General features: G+C 51.3%; 20 protein-coding genes, 2 tRNA genes and 1 rRNA gene. 6 read left to right on the top strand and 17 right to left on the bottom strand.

Annotated features, from left to right (window positions below; translation table 11 throughout):
* Positions 1–82: 82 nt before the first annotated feature.
* The 14 genes from N4599_RS08620 to pth all read right to left on the bottom strand — a co-directional run bounded on the left by N4599_RS08620 (position 83) and on the right by pth (position 15,634).
* Positions 83–155 (bottom strand) — tRNA-Ala (locus N4599_RS08620).
* Between the two features lie 6 nt (positions 156–161).
* Positions 162–236 (bottom strand) — tRNA-Ile (locus N4599_RS08615).
* Positions 237–320: 84 nt separating this feature from the next.
* A 16S ribosomal RNA gene (locus tag N4599_RS08610) occupies positions 321–1,895 on the bottom strand.
* Between the two features lie 488 nt (positions 1,896–2,383).
* Positions 2,384–3,877: a lysine--tRNA ligase gene (gene lysS, locus N4599_RS08605; protein ID WP_260899101.1), complete on the bottom strand. Its 1,494-nt coding sequence runs from the start codon at positions 3,875–3,877 to the stop codon at positions 2,384–2,386.
* A 23-nt stretch (positions 3,878–3,900) separates the two neighbouring features.
* A complete protein-coding gene (dusB, locus tag N4599_RS08600) occupies positions 3,901–4,899 on the bottom strand; it encodes a tRNA dihydrouridine synthase DusB (protein ID WP_191363642.1) in 999 nt (332 codons plus the stop codon).
* Positions 4,900–5,013: 114 nt separating this feature from the next.
* A complete protein-coding gene (gene hslO, locus N4599_RS08595) occupies positions 5,014–5,973 on the bottom strand; it encodes an Hsp33 family molecular chaperone HslO (protein ID WP_260899097.1) in 960 nt (319 codons plus the stop codon).
* Positions 5,974–6,044: 71 nt separating this feature from the next.
* The gene (gene ftsH, locus N4599_RS08590; protein ID WP_062812441.1) at positions 6,045–8,174 is read right to left on the bottom strand and encodes an ATP-dependent zinc metalloprotease FtsH; all 2,130 of its coding nucleotides are present in this window, start codon (positions 8,172–8,174) and stop codon (positions 6,045–6,047) included.
* An 88-nt stretch (positions 8,175–8,262) separates the two neighbouring features.
* Positions 8,263–8,805: a hypoxanthine phosphoribosyltransferase gene (gene hpt, locus N4599_RS08585; RefSeq protein ID WP_191363640.1), complete on the bottom strand. Its 543-nt coding sequence runs from the start codon at positions 8,803–8,805 to the stop codon at positions 8,263–8,265.
* A 12-nt stretch (positions 8,806–8,817) separates the two neighbouring features.
* Positions 8,818–10,188, bottom strand: coding sequence for a tRNA lysidine(34) synthetase TilS (gene tilS / locus N4599_RS08580; protein WP_260899095.1), 1,371 nt, complete (start codon positions 10,186–10,188; stop codon positions 8,818–8,820).
* A gap of 4 nt (positions 10,189–10,192) precedes the next feature.
* Positions 10,193–10,690 (bottom strand): S1 domain-containing RNA-binding protein, encoded by a 498-nt coding sequence (locus tag N4599_RS08575; RefSeq protein ID WP_062812444.1) that lies wholly within the window; start codon positions 10,688–10,690, stop codon positions 10,193–10,195.
* Between the two features lie 83 nt (positions 10,691–10,773).
* The gene (locus N4599_RS08570) at positions 10,774–11,130 is read right to left on the bottom strand and encodes an FtsB family cell division protein (RefSeq protein ID WP_062812445.1); all 357 of its coding nucleotides are present in this window, start codon (positions 11,128–11,130) and stop codon (positions 10,774–10,776) included.
* Positions 11,131–11,235: 105 nt separating this feature from the next.
* Positions 11,236–11,499: an RNA-binding S4 domain-containing protein gene (locus tag N4599_RS08565; RefSeq protein WP_003713208.1), complete on the bottom strand. Its 264-nt coding sequence runs from the start codon at positions 11,497–11,499 to the stop codon at positions 11,236–11,238.
* Between the two features lie 14 nt (positions 11,500–11,513).
* Positions 11,514–15,050, bottom strand: a complete 3,537-nt coding sequence (gene mfd, locus N4599_RS08560; protein WP_260899090.1) for a transcription-repair coupling factor — start codon at positions 15,048–15,050, stop codon at positions 11,514–11,516.
* Positions 15,051–15,073: 23 nt separating this feature from the next.
* A complete protein-coding gene (pth, locus tag N4599_RS08555; RefSeq protein ID WP_003713198.1) occupies positions 15,074–15,634 on the bottom strand; it encodes an aminoacyl-tRNA hydrolase in 561 nt (186 codons plus the stop codon).
* A 214-nt stretch (positions 15,635–15,848) separates the two neighbouring features.
* On the opposite strand from pth, the gene cbpA reads away from it, so the two are divergent.
* Positions 15,849–16,487, top strand: a complete 639-nt coding sequence (gene cbpA, locus N4599_RS08550) for a cyclic di-AMP binding protein CbpA (RefSeq protein WP_191363636.1) — start codon at positions 15,849–15,851, stop codon at positions 16,485–16,487.
* 88 nt (positions 16,488–16,575) lie between these two features.
* On the opposite strand, the gene N4599_RS08545 is transcribed toward cbpA, so the two are convergent.
* Both N4599_RS08545 and alr read right to left on the bottom strand, forming a co-directional pair.
* Positions 16,576–16,941, bottom strand: a complete 366-nt coding sequence (locus N4599_RS08545) for a type II toxin-antitoxin system PemK/MazF family toxin (RefSeq protein ID WP_003714039.1) — start codon at positions 16,939–16,941, stop codon at positions 16,576–16,578.
* 15 nt (positions 16,942–16,956) lie between these two features.
* Entirely contained in the window at positions 16,957–18,081 is a 1,125-nt protein-coding gene (gene alr / locus N4599_RS08540; protein WP_062814159.1) for an alanine racemase, read from the bottom strand.
* A gap of 241 nt (positions 18,082–18,322) precedes the next feature.
* Between alr and N4599_RS08535 the strand changes: the two genes are divergently transcribed.
* From N4599_RS08535 to dltD, 5 genes are read left to right on the top strand one after another with little or no spacing between them, the layout of a single operon-like run.
* On the top strand, positions 18,323–18,466 hold the full coding sequence (locus tag N4599_RS08535; protein WP_194176643.1) for a teichoic acid D-Ala incorporation-associated protein DltX: 144 nt from the start codon (positions 18,323–18,325) through the stop codon (positions 18,464–18,466).
* Positions 18,456–20,015 carry a D-alanine--poly(phosphoribitol) ligase subunit DltA gene (gene dltA, locus N4599_RS08530; RefSeq protein ID WP_419719947.1) on the top strand — a complete coding sequence of 520 codons (1,560 nt, stop codon included), beginning with the start codon at positions 18,456–18,458 and terminating at the stop codon, positions 20,013–20,015. Before N4599_RS08535 ends, dltA begins: the two co-directional genes overlap by 11 nt.
* The gene (gene dltB, locus N4599_RS08525; RefSeq protein WP_191363634.1) at positions 20,015–21,232 is read left to right on the top strand and encodes a D-alanyl-lipoteichoic acid biosynthesis protein DltB; all 1,218 of its coding nucleotides are present in this window, start codon (positions 20,015–20,017) and stop codon (positions 21,230–21,232) included. Before dltA ends, dltB begins: the two co-directional genes overlap by 1 nt.
* A gap of 29 nt (positions 21,233–21,261) precedes the next feature.
* Positions 21,262–21,501, top strand: coding sequence for a D-alanine--poly(phosphoribitol) ligase subunit DltC (gene dltC, locus N4599_RS08520; RefSeq protein ID WP_003714041.1), 240 nt, complete (start codon positions 21,262–21,264; stop codon positions 21,499–21,501).
* Complete coding sequence (gene dltD / locus N4599_RS08515) at positions 21,494–22,783, top strand: D-alanyl-lipoteichoic acid biosynthesis protein DltD (RefSeq protein WP_191363633.1); 1,290 nt, start codon at positions 21,494–21,496, stop codon at positions 22,781–22,783. The genes dltC and dltD overlap by 8 nt, the downstream gene beginning before the upstream one ends.
* A 321-nt stretch (positions 22,784–23,104) precedes the next feature.
* Here dltD and cshA read toward each other — a convergent pair whose 3' ends face one another.
* Positions 23,105–24,601: a degradosome RNA helicase CshA gene (gene cshA / locus N4599_RS08510; protein ID WP_272882444.1), complete on the bottom strand. Its 1,497-nt coding sequence runs from the start codon at positions 24,599–24,601 to the stop codon at positions 23,105–23,107.
* Positions 24,602–24,661 lie beyond the last annotated feature (60 nt).

Below are 24,661 nucleotides of genomic sequence, written 5' to 3'. Positions count from 1 at the left end.
TCGGTTTATTGTTTTCAATAAAAAGAAATTAGATATTATTTAGTTTTCAAAGTACAAGCTCGGCCAATCTTATGATTGGCGATGGAGAATATCGGGATCGAACCGATGACCTCCTGCTTGCAAAGCAGGTGCTCTCCCAGCTGAGCTAATTCCCCATTAAATGGGCCTAAATGGACTTGAACCATCGACCTCACGCTTATCAGGCGTGCGCTCTAAACCAACTGAGCTATAGGCCCAAATAAGCGTCTTCGTTTTGAAAGGTAAACCTCTCAAAACTAAACAAAGTTTCAACTATGTGCAGGTTCCGTTTTATTCCTTAGAAAGGAGGTGATCCAGCCGCAGGTTCTCCTACGGCTACCTTGTTACGACTTCACCCCAGTCATCTGTCCCGCCTTAGGCGGCTCCCTCCAAATGGTTAGGCCACCGACTTTGGGCGTTACAAACTTCCATGGTGTGACGGGCGGTGTGTACAAGGCCCGGGAACGTATTCACCGCGGCATGCTGATCCGCGATTACTAGCGATTCCGACTTCGTGCAGTCGAGTTGCAGACTGCAGTCCGAACTGAGACCGGCTTTAAGAGATTTGCACACCCTCGCGGGTTAGCTGCTCGTTGTACCGGCCATTGTAGCACGTGTGTAGCCCAGGTCATAAGGGGCATGATGATCTGACGTCGTCCCCACCTTCCTCCGGTTTGTCACCGGCAGTCTCACTAGAGTGCCCAACTGAATGCTGGCAACTAGTAACAAGGGTTGCGCTCGTTGCGGGACTTAACCCAACATCTCACGACACGAGCTGACGACGACCATGCACCACCTGTCTTTGCGTCCCCGAAGGGAACGCCTCATCTCTGAGGTTGGCGCAAGATGTCAAGACCTGGTAAGGTTCTTCGCGTAGCTTCGAATTAAACCACATGCTCCACCGCTTGTGCGGGCCCCCGTCAATTCCTTTGAGTTTCAACCTTGCGGTCGTACTCCCCAGGCGGAGTGCTTAATGCGTTAGCTTCGGCACTGAAGGGCGGAAACCCTCCAACACCTAGCACTCATCGTTTACGGCATGGACTACCAGGGTATCTAATCCTGTTCGCTACCCATGCTTTCGAGCCTCAGCGTCAGTTGCAGACCAGACAGCCGCCTTCGCCACTGGTGTTCTTCCATATATCTACGCATTCCACCGCTACACATGGAGTTCCACTGTCCTCTTCTGCACTCAAGTCGCCCGGTTTCCGATGCACTTCTTCGGTTAAGCCGAAGGCTTTCACATCAGACCTAAACAACCGCCTGCGCTCGCTTTACGCCCAATAAATCCGGATAACGCTTGCCACCTACGTATTACCGCGGCTGCTGGCACGTAGTTAGCCGTGACTTTCTGGTTGGATACCGTCACTGCGTAAACAGTTACTCTTACGCACGTTCTTCTCCAACAACAGAGTTTTACGAGCCGAAACCCTTCTTCACTCACGCGGTGTTGCTCCATCAGGCTTGCGCCCATTGTGGAAGATTCCCTACTGCTGCCTCCCGTAGGAGTATGGACCGTGTCTCAGTTCCATTGTGGCCGATCAGTCTCTCAACTCGGCTATGCATCATCGCCTTGGTAAGCCGTTACCTTACCAACTAGCTAATGCACCGCGGGCCCATCCCAAAGTGATAGCCGAAACCATCTTTTATTGGAAAACCATGTGGTTTTCCAAGTTATGCGGTATTAGCACCTGTTTCCAAATGTTATCCCCCGCTTTAGGGCAGGTTGCCCACGTGTTACTCACCCGTCCGCCGCTCACTGGGAATCCAACGTCAAATCAGTGCAAGCACGTCATTTCTGTTGGGCCAGTGCGCTCGACTTGCATGTATTAGGCACACCGCCGGCGTTCATCCTGAGCCAGGATCAAACTCTCATATAAAATATAAGAACTTGAATAGCTCTATTTCAAATTAATTAAGCGAATTGACTTCGCAAATGTTTTTGCTTCAATCACCGAAGTGACCGAAGACCCTACACATTTGATTCGTCGAAACTTTGTTCAGTTTTCAAAGGTCTACCAAACTGTCATCAGACAGCTTTTATATTTTATCACAGCTACCACCATCAAGTCAACAACTAATTTTAAGCAATTATTTGTTAGCTCTCAAACAAGCAGCTTAAATAATATATCATGTTGTCAAAATAATGTCAATGACCTTTTTCGAAGCCGTTGCGTCGTCTCAAACAACGCTATTTACTATACCGATATTTGTCCCTAGTGTCAACAGCTTTCATTCATAAAGTTGAATTATTTTTAAAACATGAACGAACCATCACAAGCTACTGATTTTATTCACTTTTTTTGCAAATAAGGACAAAAAAACGCAAGTCAGGCAATAATTGTCCGGCTTGCGTTTGTCGTCGTTACTATTTATTTTCCTTTTCGGGACGCATTGTTGGGAACAAGATAACATCACGAATTGACTTGGCGTCAGTCAGCAGCATTACCAAACGGTCAATTCCGATTCCAAGACCACCCGTTGGCGGCATCCCGTATTCCAGGGCCTGCACATAATCGAGGTCCACTGGTTCGGCCTCATCGTTACCGTTGGCCTTTTCCTTCGCCTGCATCTCGAACCGTTCCTTCTGGTCGATTGGGTCGTTCAGCTCACTAAAGGCGTTTCCTAACTCACTACCATCAACATACAGTTCGAACCGGTCAGTCATTGCCGGGTTCTCCTTGTTCCGCTTAGCCAGTGGAGAAACTTCAACTGGGTATTCGTAAACGAAGGTCGGTTGAATCAAAGTATCTTCGACGTATTCTTCAAAGAAGGCGTTCAGGATGTGGCCCTTCGTCCAGTATGGCTTAAAATCAATCTTATGGTCTTCCGCCAGCTTCTTGGCATCGTCATCAGTCATTGATTCATCGCCAAAGTCGATCCCAGTCTTTTCCTTCACCGCGTCGACCATCGTAATCCGCTTAAAGTCGCCACCGAGGTCGATTTCACGCCCCTGGTAAGTAATCTTCCCGTCATCAGAAACGACCTTGGCTGCCGCCTTAACGATTCCTTCCGTTTCGTCCATTACGTCCTGGAAGTCGAAGTAGGCCGCGTAGGTTTCCATCGTTGTAAATTCAGGGTTGTGGTGCGGGTCCATCCCCTCATTCCGGAAAATCCGGCCGAGTTCGTATACCCGCTCAAAGCCACCGACAATTAACCGCTTCAGGTATAGCTCAGTCGCGATCCGCAGGTACATATCAATATCCAGGGCATTGTGGTGGGTCACGAACGGCCGTGCATTGGCCCCACCGGCCTGGGTGTTCAGAATAGGCGTTTCCACTTCAGTAAAGCCGTGGTCGTCCATGTACTTCCGTACGGCCTTGATGATCGCAGTCCGCTGGTGGAAACGCTTGAAGCTTTCCGGATTAGAAATCAAGTCCAGGTACCGCTGCCGGTAGATGGTCTCCGGGTCAGTAACCCCTTCCCACTTATTTGGCAGTGGCCGCAACGCCTTGGACAAGAAGGTAATCTTGTGGGCCCGGACGGTCAATTCACCGGTATTAGTCTTGATCACATCCCCTTCAATTCCAAGGAAGTCACCAATATCAGCCCGCTTAAAGATATGGTAAGGTTCGTCACCCACCATGTCTTTCCGAGCGTAAACCTGAATTTTACCAGTCCGGTCTACAAAGTCTGCGAAGCCCGCCTTACCACTGCTCCGCTTCCGGGTCATCCGGCCGGCAATCGTGACCATTTCACCCTTTTCGTTCAGTTCGTCCTTGTCATATTGATCGTATTCGTCATGCAGGTCCTGGGCCAGGTGGTCGCGCTTAAAGCGGCGGCCAAACGGTTCGATCCCGGCCTCCTTGAGTTCTTCCATTTTTTCCCGACGAACGCGCATTTGATCTAGTTCTTGAGACACAGATTTCTCCTCCTCTGTTGTGTTTAGTTTACACTTCGTTGTTCCCGTTCGGCGGTCTTTTCGGCAAAGCGGTCAAAAATATCATTCATCTCTTGACGCGTCTCTGCTTCCACTAATGCCGCTTTAGCCCGTGCTGACCGTGGAATCCCCTTGAGGTAGTATGTCGACAGGCCCCGGAATTCCCGGACACCGATATATTCCCCTTTCAGGTCGATTAGACGGTTTAGGTGTTCCTTAGCCATCTTAATCTTCTTTTCCGCACTCGCTTCTGGGAGCAATTCCCCGGTTTCCAGGTAGTGCTCCGTCCGCGTCAGCATCCACGGATTGCCCATTGCGGCCCGACCGATCATCACAGCAGTGGCCCCGGTCATCTCAAGCACCTTCTTGGCATCTTCCGGTGTCCGAATATCACCATTCGCCATGAACGGGATTGTTAGCTGACTAGCCACTTCCTTTAGTATATTCCAATCGGCGTGGCCCGTATACATCTGTTTTCGGGTCCGACCGTGCATTGCAATCGCGGCTGCCCCGGCTCGTTCAGCGGCTAGCGCATTTTCAACGGCGTAAATGTGCTTATCATCCCAGCCGGTCCGCATCTTAACTGTCACCGGCTTTTTTACCGCGTCAGTGACATAGGAGACCATCTCATAGACCTTCTGCGGATCCAGGAGCCAGCGGGCCCCAGCGTCAGTCTTGACCACCTTGTTAACGGGGCAGCCCATATTGATATCGATGACGTCCGCGGCGGTGTGCTCGTCAACGTACTTTGCCGCTTCCACCAGTGTTTCCTTGGTTCCACCGAAAATCTGGATCCCCATGGGGTGTTCGGTTGGGTCGACATCCATCATGTTCAGTGTCTTCTGGTTGTGGTACATAATTCCCCGGTCGGAAATCATCTCACAAACCACGTAGCCCGCGCCAAATTCCTTACAAATCACCCGGAAAGCCGAGTTAGTCACCCCGGCCATTGGCGCAACCACCACCTGGTTAGGAATTTCAACATCGCCAATCTTCCACTTCATACTTTCACCTCATTACTGTAATCCGGCACAAGTGAGCTGGCTTCAATTGTGCATTTGATTTGTGGTTCGATAACCCAACCATCATAGCACAACCCGGTGGTGCGGGCCAAGTAACTACTTTTGGTCGGTGTTTGGAGTCTTCGTTCCTTCCTTAGCAGCCGTTTCTTGATCAGCCGCCGCGTCAGCTAACTTTTTATCATAGATCAGCTGTAATTCATCTTCGGTAAATTCATACTTTTTCCCGCAGAATTGACAAACCGTTTCCGCATGGTGATCTTCGTCAATCAATTTCTTCAAATCGTCCGCACTGATACTTTCCAAAGCATGGGCAAAGCGTTGCTTATTACAGTTGCACTCATAACGGACCGGCATTTTATCCAGGACTTTGAGCTGGTCACCGAAGAGCTTGCCTAAAATATCCTCAGGCGTATCGCCATCACGAAGCATCTCAGAAACTAATGGCAGGCCCTTGAGTTTCTCTTCCAGCTTGCTGATTTCCTCATCGCTAGCCCCCGGCAGCACCTGGATCATAAAGCCACCAGCGACCTGGATACTCTCGTCGGGGTTGACGAACACGGAGAGGCCGACCGCGGACGGGATCTGCTCGGATTGGGCGAGGTAGTAGGTGAAGTCATCCCCTAGCTCACCGGACACCAGGTTGACCTCACCCGTGTAAGGCGTCTTATCACCAGGCGCCATTTTGGTTACGGAGAGGGTGCCCTTCGTTCCCACGGCGCCAGCCACATCGATTTTTCCCTTGCTGTTTGCCGGCAGGTTAACGTGCGGGTTGCCCATGTACCCCTTAACCGTTCCGTTCGCAGTTCCGTCAGCAATGATGTAGCCGATCGGGCCGTTCCCCTGAATCTTGACCGTCATCCCGGCCTCGCCTTCCAGACCGGCCGTTGCCAGCAGAACGGTTCCAATCAGCGTCCGGCCGAGTGCCGCCGATGATGCCGACCAGGTGTCGTGAATCTCGTGGGCCTTTTCAACCAGTTGAGTCGCGTTAACCGCGTATGCTCGGAACTTGCCATCTTTAGTTATGCTCTTGACTAAGTAGTCTGTCGTTTTCGTCATGATTGTTCCTCCTTATAAAATAAAAATAGGAGCCCCGCCAGTAAGGCGTGTCACTCCTATTCTAACATTGATTAAGCTTGGTGATCATCGTCATCGTCTGACTGGTGATCAGTTGGCGTTGTTGAATTATCAGCTGACTTATCCGCTTGATCTGCGTCCTGATTGTTAGCCAACTCTTTGTGTTCGTTAGCCTTGTCAGTCCGCTTCTCGTCTTCCAAGCGTTCCAGGGCCCGCTTAGATTCTTCAAAGGTCTGCGCGTAGGCCTTTTCGTCAGCCTCTGCGTGGTCCTTGTTCGGAATCTTACCGGTCTTGTAAAGACTCAGAATTTCCTTTTCATCCAGCGTTTCATACTTCAGCAGCGCTTCAGCAATTACCTTATGTTGTTCACGGTGCGTTTCCAGAATGTGGAGGGCTTGTTCATGCCCTTCGTTCAGGATCCGGCGAACTTCTTCATCTACCAGTGCCGCAGTCTTTTCAGAGTATGGCGACTGGTCATAACCCTGACCAGTGAAGACCTGACCAGAGCTCTGCAGCTCAACTGGTCCGATCTTATCGCTCATCCCATACTGGGTTACCATGGCCCGGGCAATTTGGGTCGCCTGCTCAAAGTCATTTGAAGCACCCGAAGACTGGGACTTGAAGATTAATTCTTCCGCAGCTCGACCACCCATCAAACCAGCGATCTGCTCTTCGGCGTTCTTCTTCGACATTAGCATTTGGTCTTCCCGTGGCAGCATAATTGCGTAACCACCGGCCCGGCCCCGTGGCACAATCGTAACCTTGTGAACCACGCGGGCATCATTCAGGACCAGACCAACAATCGTGTGTCCGGCCTCGTGGTAGGCCACCGTTTTCCGTTCTTGGGCAGACTGAACCCGGTCGTGCTTAGCCGGACCAGCAATTACCCGGTCCTCGGCTTCGTCCAGGTCAGCCGCGTCAATTTCAGTCTTGTTCCGACGTGCGGCAAGCAGGGCCGCTTCGTTCAGCAAGTTTGCCAGGTCGGCCCCCACAAAACCAGGGGTCTGCTTGGCAATTTCCTTGAGGTCCACGTCTGGTGACAACGGCTTGTTCTTAGCATGAACCCGTAAAATAGCTTCACGGCCCTTGACGTCTGGGCGACCAACCAAGATCTTCCGGTCAAACCGGCCCGGCCGCAGAAGGGCTGGGTCAAGGACGTCAGACCGGTTGGTAGCAGCCATTACGATGACCCCTTCGTCACCTTGGAAACCGTCCATCTCAACCAGGAGCTGATTCAGGGTTTGTTCACGTTCATCGTGACCGCCGCCCATGCCGTTGCCCCGACGACGACCAACCGCATCAATTTCGTCAATGAAGATGATCGCTGGTGCAGCCTTCTTCGCTTGGTCAAAGAGATCCCGGACACGGGACGCCCCAACCCCAACAAACATTTCAACGAAGTCTGAACCGGAGATGGAGAAGAACGGCACGCCAGATTCACCGGCAACCGCCTTGGCTAGCAGGGTCTTACCAGTACCCGGAGGCCCCTCCAGCAAGACCCCGGATGGAATTTTGGCACCCAGCTTGGTGAATTTCTTTGGATTCTTTAAGAATTCAACCACTTCAACCAGCTCTTGCTTTTCCTCTTCTTCACCGGCAACGTCTGAGAAACGAACCTTATTCTTCTTGGCATCCGCTGGTTTCGCCTTGGTCTTCCCAAAGCTCATTACCCCACGGCCGCCACCACCTTGGCCAGCTTGGCCCATCATCATGTAGAAGAAGAAAATCATGATGACTAGTGGCAAGACCGTCAACAATAGGTTCATCCAGATACTATTGGATTCTTCGGCCTTAGTACTCAGCTTGACGTTGTGCTTGTTAGCATAGTTTTGCAGCTGGCTAACCGTAACGTCACTTTCGAGAACTGAGCTCTGGAATTGTGAAACCTTATTGTTGCGTTGCGTAGCTAAAGCAAAGCCATTGTTGGAGTTACTGTTGTTCGTCTGTGGTTTCCGGTAGCTCCCGGTCACCTTGTAAACCCCGCCATTTGGCTGAAGCTGGACACTCTTAATCTTGTTGCTCTTCAGTTCAGAGATAAACTCGCTCTGGGTAACCGTCTTACTCTGTCCGGTGGATTGGTTACCCCCGAAGAAAAAGTAGGCAATGCCCATAATACACAAGAACATCACTGCGTAGAAGAGAACGTTATGAGTAAAATTATTGTTACGCCGATTGTTGTTCATAACAACCTCCTATCTACCAGCAACTTAATTTAAATTGTACCCATTATCATAGCATACTTGACAATCATTGACCATTAAATTGCCAGCATTAGTTTTCACTGTATACAGATGGTTTTAAGACACCGACGTACGGCAGGTTCCGGTAATAGCCCTTGTAGTCCAAGCCGTATCCCACCAGGAATTCGTTAGGAACCTTAAAGCCATAGTATTCAACCGCAACGTCAAACTCCCGTCCCTCCGGCTTATTAAGCAGTGAGACCGTTTTGACGCTCTTGGCACCACGGTCTTTGAAGAGCTTTACCAAATATTCCAGTGTCCGGCCACTGTCAACGATATCTTCGGTAATCAGCACGTTCCGGCCCTTGACGTCGGTCGTCAAATCATGGATCAGCTTGAGGTGCCCCGTCGTCGCGGTTCCCCCAAAGTAGGTCGAAACGTCGATGAAGTCGAGCTGGGCCATAATGTCCATTTTTTTGATCAGGTCGACGGTAAACAGGACCGCCCCAGACAGAACCGAAACAATCAGCGGGTCCTTATCCTGGTAATCGGCCGCGACCTGCTTTGCTAAGCGGGCAATTGTGGCCTGAATATCTTCCTCACTGTACAGCACTTTTTCAATGTCGTTGTTCATGGTAAGTCTCCTTTACACTTCTTTCATACTAATTAAAACGTGGCGCCAGCGCTGCCGGTAATCGGCAGGGCGGGTAAACCAAGCCCACTTGCGGCCAACCAGCCAGACCGGCTCGTCATGGGCATCCACAAGAACCACTTGCGCCTGGCGGGCAGAATTAGAAACCTTTTGGTCAATCAAAATCCGGCGGACCAGCTGGTGGCCTCCCTGTTTCAAACGCAGGGCATCCCCTGCCCGCCACAAACGCAACCGTAAGGGGAGCTGATCTGGGGCCAGCCACATCTCCTGCCCCGACGATTGTCCAACCGTATCATCCTTGGCAGCTATGACCCGGATGGCCCGCTGATCGCTGACGCGGTACCATTGGCCCAATTCTACCACAGTCGATAATCCATTTTGCCCTTTTCCGTGATTTTTCTGAGTAGGGACAAGTTGGCAAGATTGGTAATCCTTAACCAGTTGGTAGCCATTTGGCAGGGCCCAGAACTGCTGGGGGGCAACGTGATTTTTCAATCCGGCCATCAATTCGGCCACTAACTGCTGCTTGATAGCGGGCAGCCGCTGTTCAAGCCAATGCTGAAGGACCAAGCGCTGGGCAACTTCCGGCAGCTCTTCCCAGCTGGTCAAGTGGAGCTGGTTGCCCTCAGCAACCTGAGCGAGCTGTGCCTGTACTTCCTGGTTCTGCCAGGCAAGCAGCGCAGCCAACTGCTGGTGGTAGCTGGCCAGATGTTGCAAGAGCCGCGGGTTTTCCTTTTCCAGTGCCGGGAGCAGCTGGTAGCGATAACGGTTCCGACTAATCGTTAAATCCTGGTTGGTCGCATCCTCGTACCAGCGGATCCCCTTTGCCACCGCATAGGCACGCAGTTGCTGCTTGCTAAAGGGCAGCAAGGGACGGACTAGGCGGCCGCCAGCAAAGGAACGCACCGCCTCAATACCGACTAGCTGGTTGAGCTGGCCGCCCCGCACCAGCTTCATCAGCATTGTCTCCGCCAGGTCATTCTGGTGGTGGGCCGTTAGAAGAATGGGGCTTTGCCGCGCCGCCATCACCTCCGCGAAAAACTGGTAACGAAAGCGCCGGGCCGCCGCCTCAATGCCGGTTTGGGGGTGGGTTGCCCGGGGCCAGTGCTTTACTAGCAAAGCGAGCTGGTGTTTCTGACAATAGCGGCGAAGGTATGCCTCCTCCTCCTGGCTTTGGCGTCGTAACTCATGGTTAACGTGGGCAACGGTGATTGCCGGCCGCAGCGAAGCGGGGAGGGAGGTCACCAGGGATAGGAGGGCCATTGAGTCGACCCCCGTCGAAACGGCAATCACTACCCGGTCATTCTTATCAAAAAAGCGACCCCTTTGCAGGTGCCGCTTAAACTGTTCTTCAAGTTTTACCATCGTGTTAGCTCCGCCGGCCGCCACGGCCACCACGTTTACCGTCGGTTTGCCGCTTGAGCGTTGAGAGGCGGGACTCACTTTCCTTGAGGTAGCCAGCCAGCATGTCATTAAAGTCTTCGTGCTGGTGACCATGTCCATGGTGGCCGCCATTGCCGAAGCCACCCCGGTAGTTGCTTTGGTGACCGCGGAAATCATGCTGGCGGTTTTCATGGTGGAAGTGGTGCTTGTTTTCAGGATGGTGGCTGCCATGCTCTTCCTCTTGTTCGTGTGGCGCGGCTGCTTTCATTGATAGGGCAATCTTCCCATCATCACCAACCCGGGTTACCTTAGCCGTAACGGTATCGCCGACAGCCAAGACATCATGAACATCCTTAATATACTTATCAGAGATTTGGCTGATATGCACCAATCCCGTTTGGTTATCATCTAAATCGACAAACGCCCCGAAATTCGTGATTCCCGAAACCTTGCCGGAAACCTTTGCTCCCACTTCAATTGCCATGAAACTAATAGTTCCTCCTCAAGTCATCCAGAATTTGTGATTAATTGTAGTTGAGTATACCATACCCACTTCCGAAAAAGGAACTAATTATCTAAATTATAGATAGTTTCGCCCTTCTTCGAGTAGTTGTACTTAGCCCGGGCAACCTGCTGCGCATATTCCGGATCATGCAGCTGCTGAATTTGCTGTTTGAGCTGCCGGCTGGTTTTCCGCTGGCTTTGCAAACTAGCCTGGTACTGGGCAATGTTCCCGTTGACCTTAGCCAGTGTCCGTTTGCTTTGGAAAATCTGGATTCCCAAAATGATAAAAATCACCAAAAAGACCAGCATAATTCGCTGACAACGCCTAATATGAACCTGACGTTTTTGCTGATCAACCGAAAACTTGTGCACATATGGTGTTTCCAACTGTGAAACCTTATTGTCGCCCTGGCTTGACATAACTTTCCCCCGCTTTATTTACTGATAATAATTTAAGTATAGCAAGATTACCCGTCAACTGTCTATATCAAGCCGGAAAATTATCAATTTTTTTATAAAAATCCATTAAAAGTCTTCTGCATAGGTTTCATCGACAATTTCGTACATATCCTCTGCTTCACTTTTCTTAGTTGTCTCAACAATCTGGTTGATTTTAACCGTCTCCGTCTTGTTGCCAAATTTAATCGTCAGCGTGTCCCCAGCCTTCACCTTGGTCGAGGACTTCGCTGGCAGGTCATTGACGAGGATCCGTCCCTGATCCGCGATTTCCTTAGCGACCGAGCGCCGCTTGATGATCCGTGACACCTTTAAAAACTTATCTAACCGCATCTTATTTCCTCCATTTACTTGCTCGTCTGTGTGTTTTCTTCCGCCACGACCTGACTAAGGCCACTGAGAAAAGTCAGTAACTGGTTTAGCCAGTCCGTTTGCGTCATCTTCGGCTGAATCACCAGCCGAACCGTCAACTGGCCATCCTGTTCCCCGAGGGTCGCTTTAAACTTTGTCCTTGCCAGGAGCTTGATAATCTGGGGAGCCTTGACTAAGTGGCTACCAGCAGGAGTAAAGGTAATCAGGATGTTGTCCCGCTGCCGCTTAACCTGCTCGATCATCGCTTCGTCGGCGTGCTGCTTCAATTTGCTAATCAGCAGGAGGTTGCCAACCGCGGCCGGGTAATCGCCAAAGCGGTCCAGCAGGTCCCCCTGGATTTCAAGTAGTTCGTCAGCCGTCTGAGCCTGGCGAATTGCCTTATAGAGTTCGATCTTTTGCCGCTGGTCGTTAACGTAGCTATCCGGCAAGTAGGCTTCCACACCGAGTTCGACCTCCGTGTTGGCCCGGGCCGTCCGCTTCTTCCCCTGCTTGCGGGCAACCGCCTCGTTCAGCATCGAAGAATAGAGATCATAGCCGACAGAGTCGATGAACCCGTGCTGTTGCTTACCAAGAATGTTCCCGGCCCCGCGAATTGCCAGGTCCCGCATCGCAATCTTAAAACCGGACCCCAGCTCGGTAAAGTCCCGGATGGCGGCCAGCCGTTTTTCTCCCTGTTCCGTTAGGACCTTATTCGGCTGGTACATAAAGTAGGCGTACGCGACCCGGTTGCTCCGGCCGATCCGCCCCCGAATCTGGTAGAGCTGGGCTAATCCCAGGTGGTCGGCATTTTCAACGAAAAGGGTGTTGACGTTCGGAATATCGACCCCGGTTTCGATAATCGAGGTGGTCACCAGGACGTCATAATTGCCCTGAATAAAGTCATACAGGACCGTCTCCAGCTCATTTTCGCTCATTTTGCCATGGATATAACCGATCCGGGCCTCCGGAACCAGGCTTTGCAACTTCAGCACCGTTTCTTCAATGTCGTTGACCCGGTTGTGCAGGTAGTAGACCTGGCCGCCCCGGTTCATTTCCCGGGTAATACCGTCCCGAATTGCTCCGTCATTTTGCTCCATCACGTAGGTTTGAATCGGGAACCGGCCTGCTGGCGGCGTCTCAAGGACGGATAGGTCCCGGACACCAAGCATCGACATGTTTAGCGTCCGGGGAATCGGGGTCGCCGTCAGCGTTAAGACATCGACGTTATTCTTCAATTCCTTTAACCGTTCCTTGTGCTTGACCCCAAAGCGCTGTTCTTCATCAACGATTACGAGTCCTAGGTCCTTAAACTGAACGTCCTTGGAAAGGATCCGGTGAGTACCAACGACAATGTCAACACTACCGTCCGCTAACCCCGCGTCGGTTTCCTTTAATTCCTGGTTGGTTTTAAACCGCGACATCAAGGCAATCTTTATCGGGAACCCGGCAAAGCGCTTGCTCAGGGTGTCAAAGTGCTGCTGGGCCAGCACCGTCGTTGGCACTAAAAAGGCGACTTGTTTGCCACCCGTGACGGCCTTAAAAATCGCCCGCATCGCCACTTCCGTTTTACCGTAGCCGACGTCCCCTACCAGGAGGCGATCCATCGGCCGCGGCTTTTCCATGTCCCGCTTGACCTCTTTGATGCTCCGCAACTGGTCGCGGGTTTCGTTATAGGGGAAGTTAGCATCAAACTGTGCTTGCAGGTAGTCATCCGCGGGGAAGGCATAGCCCTTGGCGGCCTCCCGCTTGGCGTACAAGTCGACGAGCTCGTCGGCAATATCCTCCACCTTTGACTCTACCCGCCGCTTCGTCTTCGCCCACTCGTTGCCGCCAAGACGGTTAATTCGCGGAGGCCGGGATTCAGAAGAAACATACTTCTGGACCAGGTTAAGCTGGGTCACCGGTACAAAAATCTGCGCGTTGTTCCGGTAGTTGATAATCATGTAGTCCTGGTGAACACCATCAACTTCCATCGTCTTGATACCGCTGAAGATACCAATCCCGTGATTGACATGAACCACGTAGTCACCCGGCTTGAGGTCGGTATAGCTCTTGATTCGTTCCGCATTGGCCAGCTTTTGAGCCCGGTGCCGCCGCTTCTTGACCTGCTTGAACAGTTCCCCCTCCGTAATGACAACCAGGCCGGCCGCGGGCATCTCAAAGCCGTTATTCAGGCTCGCAGCGACCAGCTGGACGGTGTTGACCTGGAGCCGGTCAGTCCCCGTTTCGACCGCTGGGATACCGAAATCAACCAGTGTGCGGGCAATCTGCTGGCGACGTTTATTACCATCCGCCAGAATAACTACCGTTTGTCCCTGCTCAGTCCACCGCTGCAGCTCCGTTTTGAGCAACGACATTTGTCCAAAGAACCGCTGCATCGGCCGACTAGTCAGCTCAACCAGCTGGTTGAAACGCAAGCCCCCCATCCCTTTCTTGAACAGGGCTCCAAAAAGCTGGGCATGGCGGTCTGCCTTGATTAAGTCTGCCAAATCATTGCTTAGAGCCGGAACGCTGGCTAGCTGGCGGTACTTCACCTTCTCTTCCAGCCATCCCTGGTCTTCGTCAGCTAATTTTGCTGCGCGGTCTTTCAAGTGAGAATAGTCATCCAGGTAGAGCGTGCCTTCCGTCCCTAAGTAGTCAAGCAACGAGTGCCGAGTTGGGTAGACAAGGTCGCTGAATTCCAACATTTCATTAGGAAGCCGGTGTTCGTTTAGTGCCGTAAGCAATGGGACAAAGCGGTTGTTAACCTGCTGGAGAAGGTCTTCATCCCCTGCTTGGAGACTGGCATTGAGCTGGCTGAACTGCTGGTCCACCGCCGCCTGTACCCGGGGGAATTCCGCCGGGGGCAGAATCAAGTCGGTCGCCGGGAGGATTTCTACCTCCTCGACGTTGCCAACACTCTTCTGGGTGCTGGCGTCGAAGTAGCGGAGGGAGTCCACCTCAGTATCAAACAGGTCAATCCGGACTGGGTTATCAGTGTTCAGGGCGTAAACATCGATAATCGAGCCCCGGATGGCAAAGTCGCCGGGACGCAAAACCATCTTTTGCAGCTGGTAGCCCATTGCGCTCAACTGCTGCCGGGCCCGTTCCGGGTCTAATTCTCCACCAACGGTTACTTTCAGGGTTGCCTGGGCAAAGAACGCGGGAGCAACGACATTCCGCCGCAGGCCGGCCACCGAGGCCACCACTATGACGGGTCGCTGACTGTTTAGGGCGTTCAACGCTTGCACCCGTTGCAGGCGGTAATTCGGTGAACTGGTAGCCACTTCGGCCGCAAGGACCTCTTCAACCGGAAACTGGTAAACCTGGTTGGCCCCCAACAGGTTGCTAAGGTCATCAGCTAGTTCTTCCAGCTGGGTCAAACTATCAACCACTGCCAATACGGGTTGCTGGCTCTGCTCAATCATCCCTGCCAAAAGCATCGTCCGTGCCGAGCCCGAAATACCAGTCACCAGTTGCCGTTTAGCCGCTTGCCGTTGCTGGAGCAGTCGTTTAAACTCGGGTGATTTTTCAATAAAGTTTGTTAACCGCACCGCTCGCTTGTCCCCCTTTTAAATTAATTGTAGTCGTTCATCAGCTGGGCGAAGTCCTCGCCCTTAATCCAATCTTCCAAAGCGTGTTCAGCCCGTTCAACCGCGTCATCAAACCGTGGCCGTTCTTCAGGCGTGAACTTGCCTAAAACGTGGCTGACTACCGTCCCGTGCTGGGGGTGGTCAATTCCAAGTTTAACCCGGTTGAAGTCCTTGGTCCCCAGTGCGTTGATTATGCTCTTCAGGCCGTTGTGGCCACCGGAAGCGCCATGGGTTTTCAGCCGCACCCGGCCAACTGGCATGTCCAGGTCATCATTAACGACTACCAGGTCGGCAAGGTCCAGACCGTAATAATCCACCAGCGGGCCCACTGCCCGACCAGAATCGTTCATAAAGGTCGTTGGCTTAACCAGCATCACCTTTTCGCCGTTAATGATTCCACTCGCCGCAACCGCCTCCTGTTTGAGGTGGCTAAACGCGCCGAGCTGGTAGTCGCGCGCTAGTTGGTCAACCACCATAAAGCCCGTGTTGTGACGTGTTTCATCGTAGCGGCTACCAATGTTTCCTAAACCCACAATCATTTTCATCGTATTATTCATCCCTTCGCAGTCAAGAATACAAAAAGGCCGCACGGGAGCGTTCCCCGTCCAGCATTGGTTCCTTTATTATACCCTAGCTGCAGGCCAAACTAAAATAATTCACCCCATAGCGCTTTAATTCTTTCTCATTTTTCTCTCATATTTTACCAAGATATGGTATGATGATTAATGCACTTAATACAAAGCAGGAGAAGTTCGTATAATGATTTTTAGCTCACTGATTAAAACCAAAGACCAGCTGACCACCCTGCCGGAAACGGCCACCCTGGAAGAAGCACTGACAGTTCTTGAGACTAGCGGTTACCGCTGTGTCCCCGTCCTTGATAAGTCCGGACGGATTTTCCGGGGGAACATTTACAAGATGCACCTATACCGGCACAAGTCTCGCGGCGGTGATATGCACCAACCCGTGACCGCCCTGTTAAAAAACGCCACTAAGTTTGTTTCCATCAATTCAGCATTTTTTTCCGTCTTCTTCGCCATGCGGGACCTGCCCTACATTGCCGTTCTGAATGAAAATAACCAATTCTATGGCATCCTGACTCACCACAGCATGCTCCGAATGTTAGCGGCAGGCTGGAATGTCAACAACGGCAGCTATGTACTAACGGTCACGACTCCTGATGAACGGGGCTCGCTGATGACTGCCAGTAAGGAAATCACCCGCTACTGTCAAATCGTCAACGTGCTGTCATTTGACCCAGAACACTCGGCGATGAAGCAGGTTCTGTTTACCCTGCCAGCGGACGTGGACCACGATAAGATGGAAAAAATTGTCCACCGGTTACAAAAAAAGGGCTTTGAGGTCGCCGAAGTCGAAGACCTCCACCACCAATATTAAAGTCTGAGTCTTGCGGCACTATGAGCTGCCACACATTGAACGACAAACGTCCCAAATCAGCTTTTCAGCTGATTTAGGACGTTTTGTTTTACTTTTCCTTGTTCACCAGTCCAAAACTAATCTGGAGCGCGTGGTCCACCGCGGTCATCCTAGCCGGACTGATCTTAGCAATCCGGTCTTGCAGCCGTTGCTTGTCAATCGTTCGCACCTGCTCTAAGAGAATAACCGAGTTATGTGCAAGGGAGCTTTCCTTGTGGGGCAAGAATACATGAGTCGGCAACCGGCTTTTTTGGAGTTGAGTGGTAATTGCCGCCACAATCACCGTCGGACTGTAATGGTTACCAACGTCATTTTGTAAGATCAGTACGGGCCGGACGCCCCCCTGTTCTGACCCGATTACCGGGGAGAGGTCCGCATAAAAGATTTCGCCCCGTTTTACCCGCTTACTCGTCATCTTCCCGCTCCTTTATTAATAGTGATAAGTTCGGTGGATCCGGTTATTAAAGTTGGTCAGGATCTCATAATTGATCGTCTGAGCCTGGTCGGCCATTTCCTCAGCAGTGATTGTCAAGTCGCCGGACCGGCCCATCAGGATGACCGGAGTATCTACCGGGTAGTATTTCGGTAGCCGAACCATCATCTGGTCCATGCAGACCCGGCCGGCAATTGGACAGTACTGCCCGTCGACCAGTACCTTGAAGCCGGTCATGCAGCGTGGATAGCCGTCCGCGTAGCCAATCGGCACTGTCGCCAACCATTCATCGTGTTCCGCAGTATAAGTGGCCCCGTAGCTAACCGACTCACCGGCAGCCAGTTTCTTTACGAAGCTGATCGATGAACGGAGCGTCCCGACCGGTTGGAGGTGCAAGTCCTCCGGCAGGTCAGTTCCGGACGGGTTATAGCCGTACATCGACAGCCCCATCCGGATCGTGTTGGCCGTAATCTGGTCGCGGTGCCACAAACCGGTCGCCGAATTCGCCATGTGCGTGTACTGTGGTAGCTCGTCCAGGCTTTCAATAAATTTCTGCCAGCGCGCGTATTGCCGATCAAAGTAGGTGTGGTCAGCACTGTCCGCCGTTGCAAAGTGGGTAAACATCCCCTCGAATTCAAATTCAGGATACCGCCGCAGGATCTTAACGGCCTGGTTAAACTCGGCGACATTTGTAAAGCCAATCCGCCCCATCCCGGTATCGACAGCCAGGTGAATCTTGAGGGGCTTCTTCCAGTTAAACTGGCGGGCAAACTGGTGGTACTTGGTCAGCCAATCTAGCGAACCCACGGTCAGGGAAACTCCTGCCTCAGCAGCGACGTTCGCCTCTTCGACCGGTGTAATTCCTAAAACCAGCGTAATAACGTCTAAGCCGCTATCCCGCAGTTCTAATGCTTCATCAAGGATTGCCACGCACATCCCAGTGGCACCAGCACGGAGGGCCGCCTGAGCGACCGGTACCAGACCGTGACCGTAAGCATTGGCTTTGACAACCGCTAAGATTTTGCTGTCGGCTGGCAAGGCGGCTTTCTGGGCCTGGATATTTTCACCGAGTGCCCGCAGGTTAATTACATATTCCGTATTGCGGAGACGTCCACTTATCATTATTACTCACTTTCCCGATTAAAAATTTTACATTGACTTCAATTTTATCAAAAATCATAGCGAGACGCACAGGTCAAGTTATAAATCATAAAGATTAATTCACCATGCGACGGAATTGATATATAATTCTATTGTCACGTTTTACTGGTGAATTGCTTACAAAATCATTAAAATTACCATAGTAAATTCACTATTTTAGTAAAACGTGGTATTTTCTTATAAGCGAAAGGAGTGATTCATAATCTTTTCCAAAAGTATTAAGAATCATCCCACACTAAAGTTCATCTTAAAAACGGTCTTTTACTTTATCGTAATTCTCCTGCTGGTTTACCTATACGGGTACTATGGTGCAGGACAAGAACCGTTTATTTATAATGAATTCTAACGTGGAGGAGAATAAATTGATTACAAATCTTGTTAATGCTTTTGACCAGATCGCCATGGCCAACCAGGACCGGCTGGCCTACGACGAAATGGGCAGGAGCACTACTTATGGTGAATTAAAGGCGGCTGCGGACAGTTTGGCTGCTTGGCTCGACCAGCAGTCACTACCGGACCACAGCCCAATTTTAGTCTTTGGCGACCACCAGTATGAGATGTTAGCCAGTTTCTGGGCCGCTTTAAAAACGGGGCATTCCTACATCCCGGTAGCCGCTGACTCAGCGCTACCACGGATTCAATCGATCCTTGACACCGGAAAGCCTAGTCTGGTGTTGGCAATTGACGCTTTCCCTGGTGACCAGCTCGTGGTGAGCGCACCGGTAATTGACCGGGACGCCATCAACCAGGCCATCAATGCGCACGAAGCGTTTGATGACCCGAACCCCGTCACGGGGGACGACCTCGCCTACATCCTGTTTACCTCAGGGACAACCGGTTCTCCTAAAGGGGTGGAAGTCAGCCACGACAACCTGGTAACCTTCACCAACTGGATGCTGAGTGACGAATTTGACCTACCGGCCCATGCCAACTACCTGGGACAACCGCCATATTCGTTTGACCTTTCAAATATGTTCTTATACCCGGCCCTGATGAGCGGGAGCACGATCAAGGCCCTGCCGCATGACGTGGTTGAAAACTTCGGGCAGCTCTTTACGGCCTTGCCTAAACTAGACCTCAACGTCTTTGTCGGGACCCCTTCGTTTGCGGATATGCTGATGTTAAGCCCGGCCTTTAGTGAACAGCAGATGCCGGGAATCACCGACTTCCTGTTCTGCGGTGAAGAGCTGACGGTCAAGACCGCTCAAAACCTGCACAAGCGCTTCCCCCACGCCCATATTTTCAACACTTACGGGCCCACGGAGGCCACGGTCGCTGTTTCCGGAATTGAAATCACTCCTGAAATTGCGGCGAACAATGACCGCCTCCCCGTTGGCTATGCCAAGCCGGGAGTAGAATTGTCAATTTGGCAGGGCGACCAGCAGGTAACTACCCCGGGAGAACAAGGAGAAATCATCATTGCTGGGGACAGCGTTGCCCACGGCTACATGAACAACCCTGAAAAGACCGCTCAAGCCTTTTTCGAGCTGAACGGCCAGCCAGCATACCGGACCGGGGACGCGGGAGTGCTTGACGAAGATGGTCTTCTCCACCACAAGGGGCGGATGGACTTTCAAATTAAACTCCACGGCTTCCGGATTGAATTGGATGAAGTACGGGCCAGCCTAGAAAAGAGCCCGTATATCAAGCAGACAGTGGCGCTGCCGAAATACAACCGGGACGGCAAGGTTACCCACCTGATCGCCGCGGTCATCCCCAAGAAGGACTATGCTGACGAGGAGCCAGCCAAACTGACCGCTCAAATCCGGGAAAGCCTCAAGGAACTCATCATGCCATACATGATGCCGACCCAATTCATTTACCGAGACAGCTTCCCGATGTCTGCAAATGGCAAGATTGCAGTTAAGCAAATGATTAAAGAGGTCAATCAATAATGATTAATTGGATCTCAAGTCTGCCAAACTTTAGCGCCTACGGAACCCCAGTCTACTTTGTCTACTTAATTCTTGCCCTTTTACCGCTGGGGATCGGCCTTTACTTTGGCAAACGGTTTAGCTGGTACGAAGCACTGATCAGCTTCGTCTTCATTTTCTTAATGTTTGACGGCAGCAGCTGGCAGCAGGGGATTTCACTGATCGTCTACGTAATATACGAAACCCTGCTCGTGATGTTTTACGCCCGCTACCGGCAACGGCAGAACAGCACCGGTGTCTTTTACCTGCTGTCTGGCTTATCCATCCTGCCGCTGGTAATCGTAAAGCTCTCGCCAGCAATGGTGGGCCATAACTCCCTACTCGGCTTTTTGGGGATTTCTTACCTGACTTTCCGGGCCGTTGGAACCATTATCGAAACCCGGGACGGAATGATTAAGGAAATTTCTCCCTGGAAGTTTGTCCGCTTTATCCTGTTTATGCCGACGATTACCTCCGGACCAATCGATCGCTACCGGCGTTTCGAAAAGGACTACCGGAAAGTCCCGTCACGGGAAGACTACCTGAACCTGGTCAGCAAGGGGATTTTCTACCTCTTCCTCGGTTTCTTGTACAAGTTCGTGATTGGTTACTTCTTCGGACAAAACTTTTACCCGTTCTTTGAACAGCAGGCCATGATTAACCACAGTCTGTTCTCCTGGAGCATGCTGGGGGTAATGTACACGTACGGTTTCTACCTCTTCTTCGACTTTGCCGGCTACTCGCTCTTTGCGGTCGCGATTTCCTATTTTATGGGTGTCCAGACCCCGATGAACTTCAAGCAGCCATTTAAGTCCAAGAACATCAAAGAGTTCTGGAACCGTTGGCACATCAGCCTGTCGTTCTGGTTCCGTGACTACATTTTCATGCGCTTTGTCTTCATGGCAACCAAAAAACGCTGGTTTAAGAACCGGAATGCCTTGTCATCGACCGCTTATATGCTTAACATGGTTTTGATGGGCTTTTGGCACGGCATCACCTGGTACTATATTTTGTATGGTTTCCTGCACGGTTTTGCCCTAGTGGCGAATGACTGGTGGTTACGGTTCAAGCGAAAACGGCTGCCAAACCTGCCCCACAATAAGCTGACCACGGGAATTGCCATTTTTGTTACCTTTAACTTTGTTATGTTTACATTTTTGATTTTTAGTGGTTTCTTGGATACCTTTTTATTTAGCTAACCACATCGATTTTAGGAGGATTTACGATTATGCAAGAACAAATTATTAACATTTTAGCTGACGCAACTGGCCGGGACGCGGCTGATTTTAGCGATGCTTCCCAAGACCTGTTTACCAGTGGCCTCTTGGACTCCATGGCAACGGTTAGCCTGCTGTTAGGCTTGCAAGATGCCTTTGATGTTCAAGTTCCGGTTTCTGAATTTGACCGGAGCCAGTGGAACACAATTGAAAAGATTGAACAACGGGTAAAGGAGCTTCAAAATGCATAACCGCCGGAAACTGTGGTCCATCTTTGGCCCTGTTATCCTGGCGTTTGTCCTGATTGTGGTGCTGTTCTCGTTACCAATTAAAAATAAACACAGCACCGCCATGGAGAAACAAGCGGCCGTTTCGCTCAGCCCAGTTGTCTTTAAAAACCAATCAATTAAGCAGCAGGCCATGAGCAATCACCAGACCAAATTTGTACCCTTTTTTGGTTCCAGCGAGCTGCGGCGGATGGATAAGTATCACCCATCCGTAATGGCCGCGCGGTACCATAATTACACGCCCTTCCTATTTGGTTCCCGGGGAACCCAGTCACTGCCCCAGTTTTTCAACATTAATTCGATGGAAAACCAGTTAACGGACCAAAAGGCAGTCTACATTATTTCTCCCCAATGGTTTACCAAGCAGGGCGTCAAAACCCCAGCATTCAAGTTTTATAACGGGGCGTATGCCGACCTGAGCTGGCTGCAAAAAGCCAATCCACGGTCACCATACGACCGGTATACCGCACGCCGGTTGCTGACCCTCCTAGGAACGGACGGGACGATTGGGGCTGCAGCCCGTAAGATTGCGGCTGGTCATGCCCTTAGCGGCTGGGACCGGTTGGTAATCAACACACGGGTGGCGATGCTCAAGCACGAAGACGCCCTCTTCTCAGAGTTCCAAATTAACAAGAACTACCAGAAACACATCCTGCCAAACGTTAACAAACTGCCGAAAAAGTATAACTACGACCAGCTGTATAAGGACGCTGAGGCAACCGGTGAACGGGATACCACTAACAACCGTTTCCGGGTTAAAAATAGTTTCTACACTAAGAAGATCAAGCCGCACGAAAAACGGCTGGCGGGTAGTCAGCGGCACCTGAACTATACTCAATCACCGGAATATGGTGACCTGCAAGTTGTCTTAAACCAGTTTAAGAACACGAACACCAACGTGCTGTTCGTAATTCCACCGGTTAATGCCAAGTGGGAAAAGTTCACTGGCCTGGATATGCAGATGTACTACCGTTCGGTGAACAAGATTAAGTTCCAGCTCCGCGAACAAGGTTTCAACAACGTGCTCGACCTTTCCCATGATGGCGGCAAGACTTCCTTTATGGAAGACACTATTCACATCGGCTGGGCTGGCTGGGTCAAATTTGATCGAGCTTCCAATAGCTTCATTACCAGCAAACAGCCGGCACCGCATTATCGGTTGAGTGACCAATTTTTGACTCAAAGGTGGGCAAACCTTAATCCAACCCCAGCTAACTTAGAGCATTTCAAAGAACAATTGAAGTAAACGTAAAAAACCACTGATGGCCGTGCTGGTCATCAGTGGTTTTATTCGTTTAGGATTCAAAATTATCCTATCTTCTTTGCTAGGTCAGGACTTTATAAGAGTGAGAAAAGACACCAAGAATCGGTTGGCAAACTGATTTTTGGTGTCTTTTACCGCGCAGTTAGCCGACTTGGAGTAGGTCAAACACTGGTGGATCAGCACTTAACCCGGCAGCCAGCGATTGCGCTGAGGCCTCATCATCTACTAAGTAGCTACGCGGTTGAGTTAATTTCCAGTCCCATATTGCTTATGCTGTTCAGTGGCACAGCCCTGGCACTTGCTTTATTCCTTATCCTTACGGTGGCGGATATTAAAGGCGTGGCGGCTGGAGTGGCTGCGACCGTGATTATCACCGCGGTGACCCCGTGAACGGTAACGGCCATTTCCCCGTCGATTACCATTGTAGTGCCGGTGGTTGCCACCATGGTAATCAGTACGCTTACTACCGTGGTGACGACGTGGCAACGGGCGCTCTGGAGTAATCTTAACCGGAACCTCGCTAGCCGCCTCCTTCGTCATATCATTGAGAAGGGCTGCAACCAGGTCCATTGCGTCATGGCTCTCCAGGAGCTCCTCTGCGGCCTCTTTATACCGATCGGTGGAATCTTGTGCAATTAACTCGTCAATGTCGTTAAAGGCGCTGGCAACCTGTCCCTTGAAGGCCTCTTCGGCAGATGGGGGCTTCAGTGGTAACATCCGCACCCGGGTCAGTTTTTCAATCTCATGCAAATATTCCATTTCATTTGGCGTTACAAAGGTCAGTGACGTTCCGTGGTGTCCGGCCCGACCTGTCCGTCCAATTCGGTGGACATAGCTATCCGGATCGGATGGGATATCGTAATTATAAACGTGGGTCACACCGGAAATATCGAGGCCCCGTGCGGCCACGTCGGTTGCAACCAGGATATCCAGGTCCCCGTTCTTGAATTTCTTCATGATCTTCGTGCGTCGGTCCTGGGTGAGGTCACCATGAATTCCGGCGGCGTTGTACCCCCGGGCAATCAGTCCCTTTGACAGCTCATCAACCCGCCGTTTGGTACGTCCGAAGACAATCGTCAAGTCCGGATCTTGGACGTCGATCAGCCGGGTCATGATGTCAAACTTTTCGTAATCCCGGGCCCGGACGTAGTACTGGTCAACCAGGTCGGTCGTCAGTTCCTTAGCCTTAATCCGGACAGTTTCCGGGTTAGTCATGAACTGCTCGCCAATCCGCTTGATTTCTGGCGGCATTGTCGCCGAGAAAAGGAGGGTTTGCCGCTCAGCTGGCGTTTCCTTGATGATCGCTTCAATGTCTTCTAAGAAGCCCATGTTCAGCATTTCGTCGGCTTCGTCTAATACAAGGGTTTGGATGTGACCCAGTTTGACGGTATGACGGTTAATGTGGTCACGCAGCCGGCCAGGAGTTCCGACGAGGATTTGGGGATGGTGCTTGAGACTCTTGATCTGCCGGCGAATATCCGCACCCCCATATACTACTTGAACCCGGACATGCTTATCCTTGCCCAGGCGGTAAAGTTCCTCCTGAGTTTGGATTGCCAGTTCACGAGTCGGGGAGATAATCAGCGCTTGGATATTTGGGTTGTCCGTATCGACGTGCTCAATAATCGGTAAACCAAACGCGGCGGTTTTCCCTGTCCCTGTCTGGGCCTGGCCAATGACGTCCTGTCCCTTCAAGACCATTGGAATCGTCTGTTCCTGAATTGGGGTGGCCTCTTCGTAGCCGCTCCGCTTAATTGCTTTTAATAAACTTTGCGATAAACCTAATTCGCTAAACTTCAAAAAATTTCCTCCTAAAAATGACCAGTCGACGGGTGAAAACATCACCAATCGGCTGGTAAT

The sequence above is a fragment of the Limosilactobacillus oris genome, assembly GCF_025311495.1.
Taxonomy (GTDB): Bacteria; Bacillota; Bacilli; order Lactobacillales; family Lactobacillaceae; genus Limosilactobacillus; species Limosilactobacillus oris_A.
Note: the sequence above shows the minus strand (reverse complement) of the source record. Positions and strands in the feature narration are given on the sequence as shown.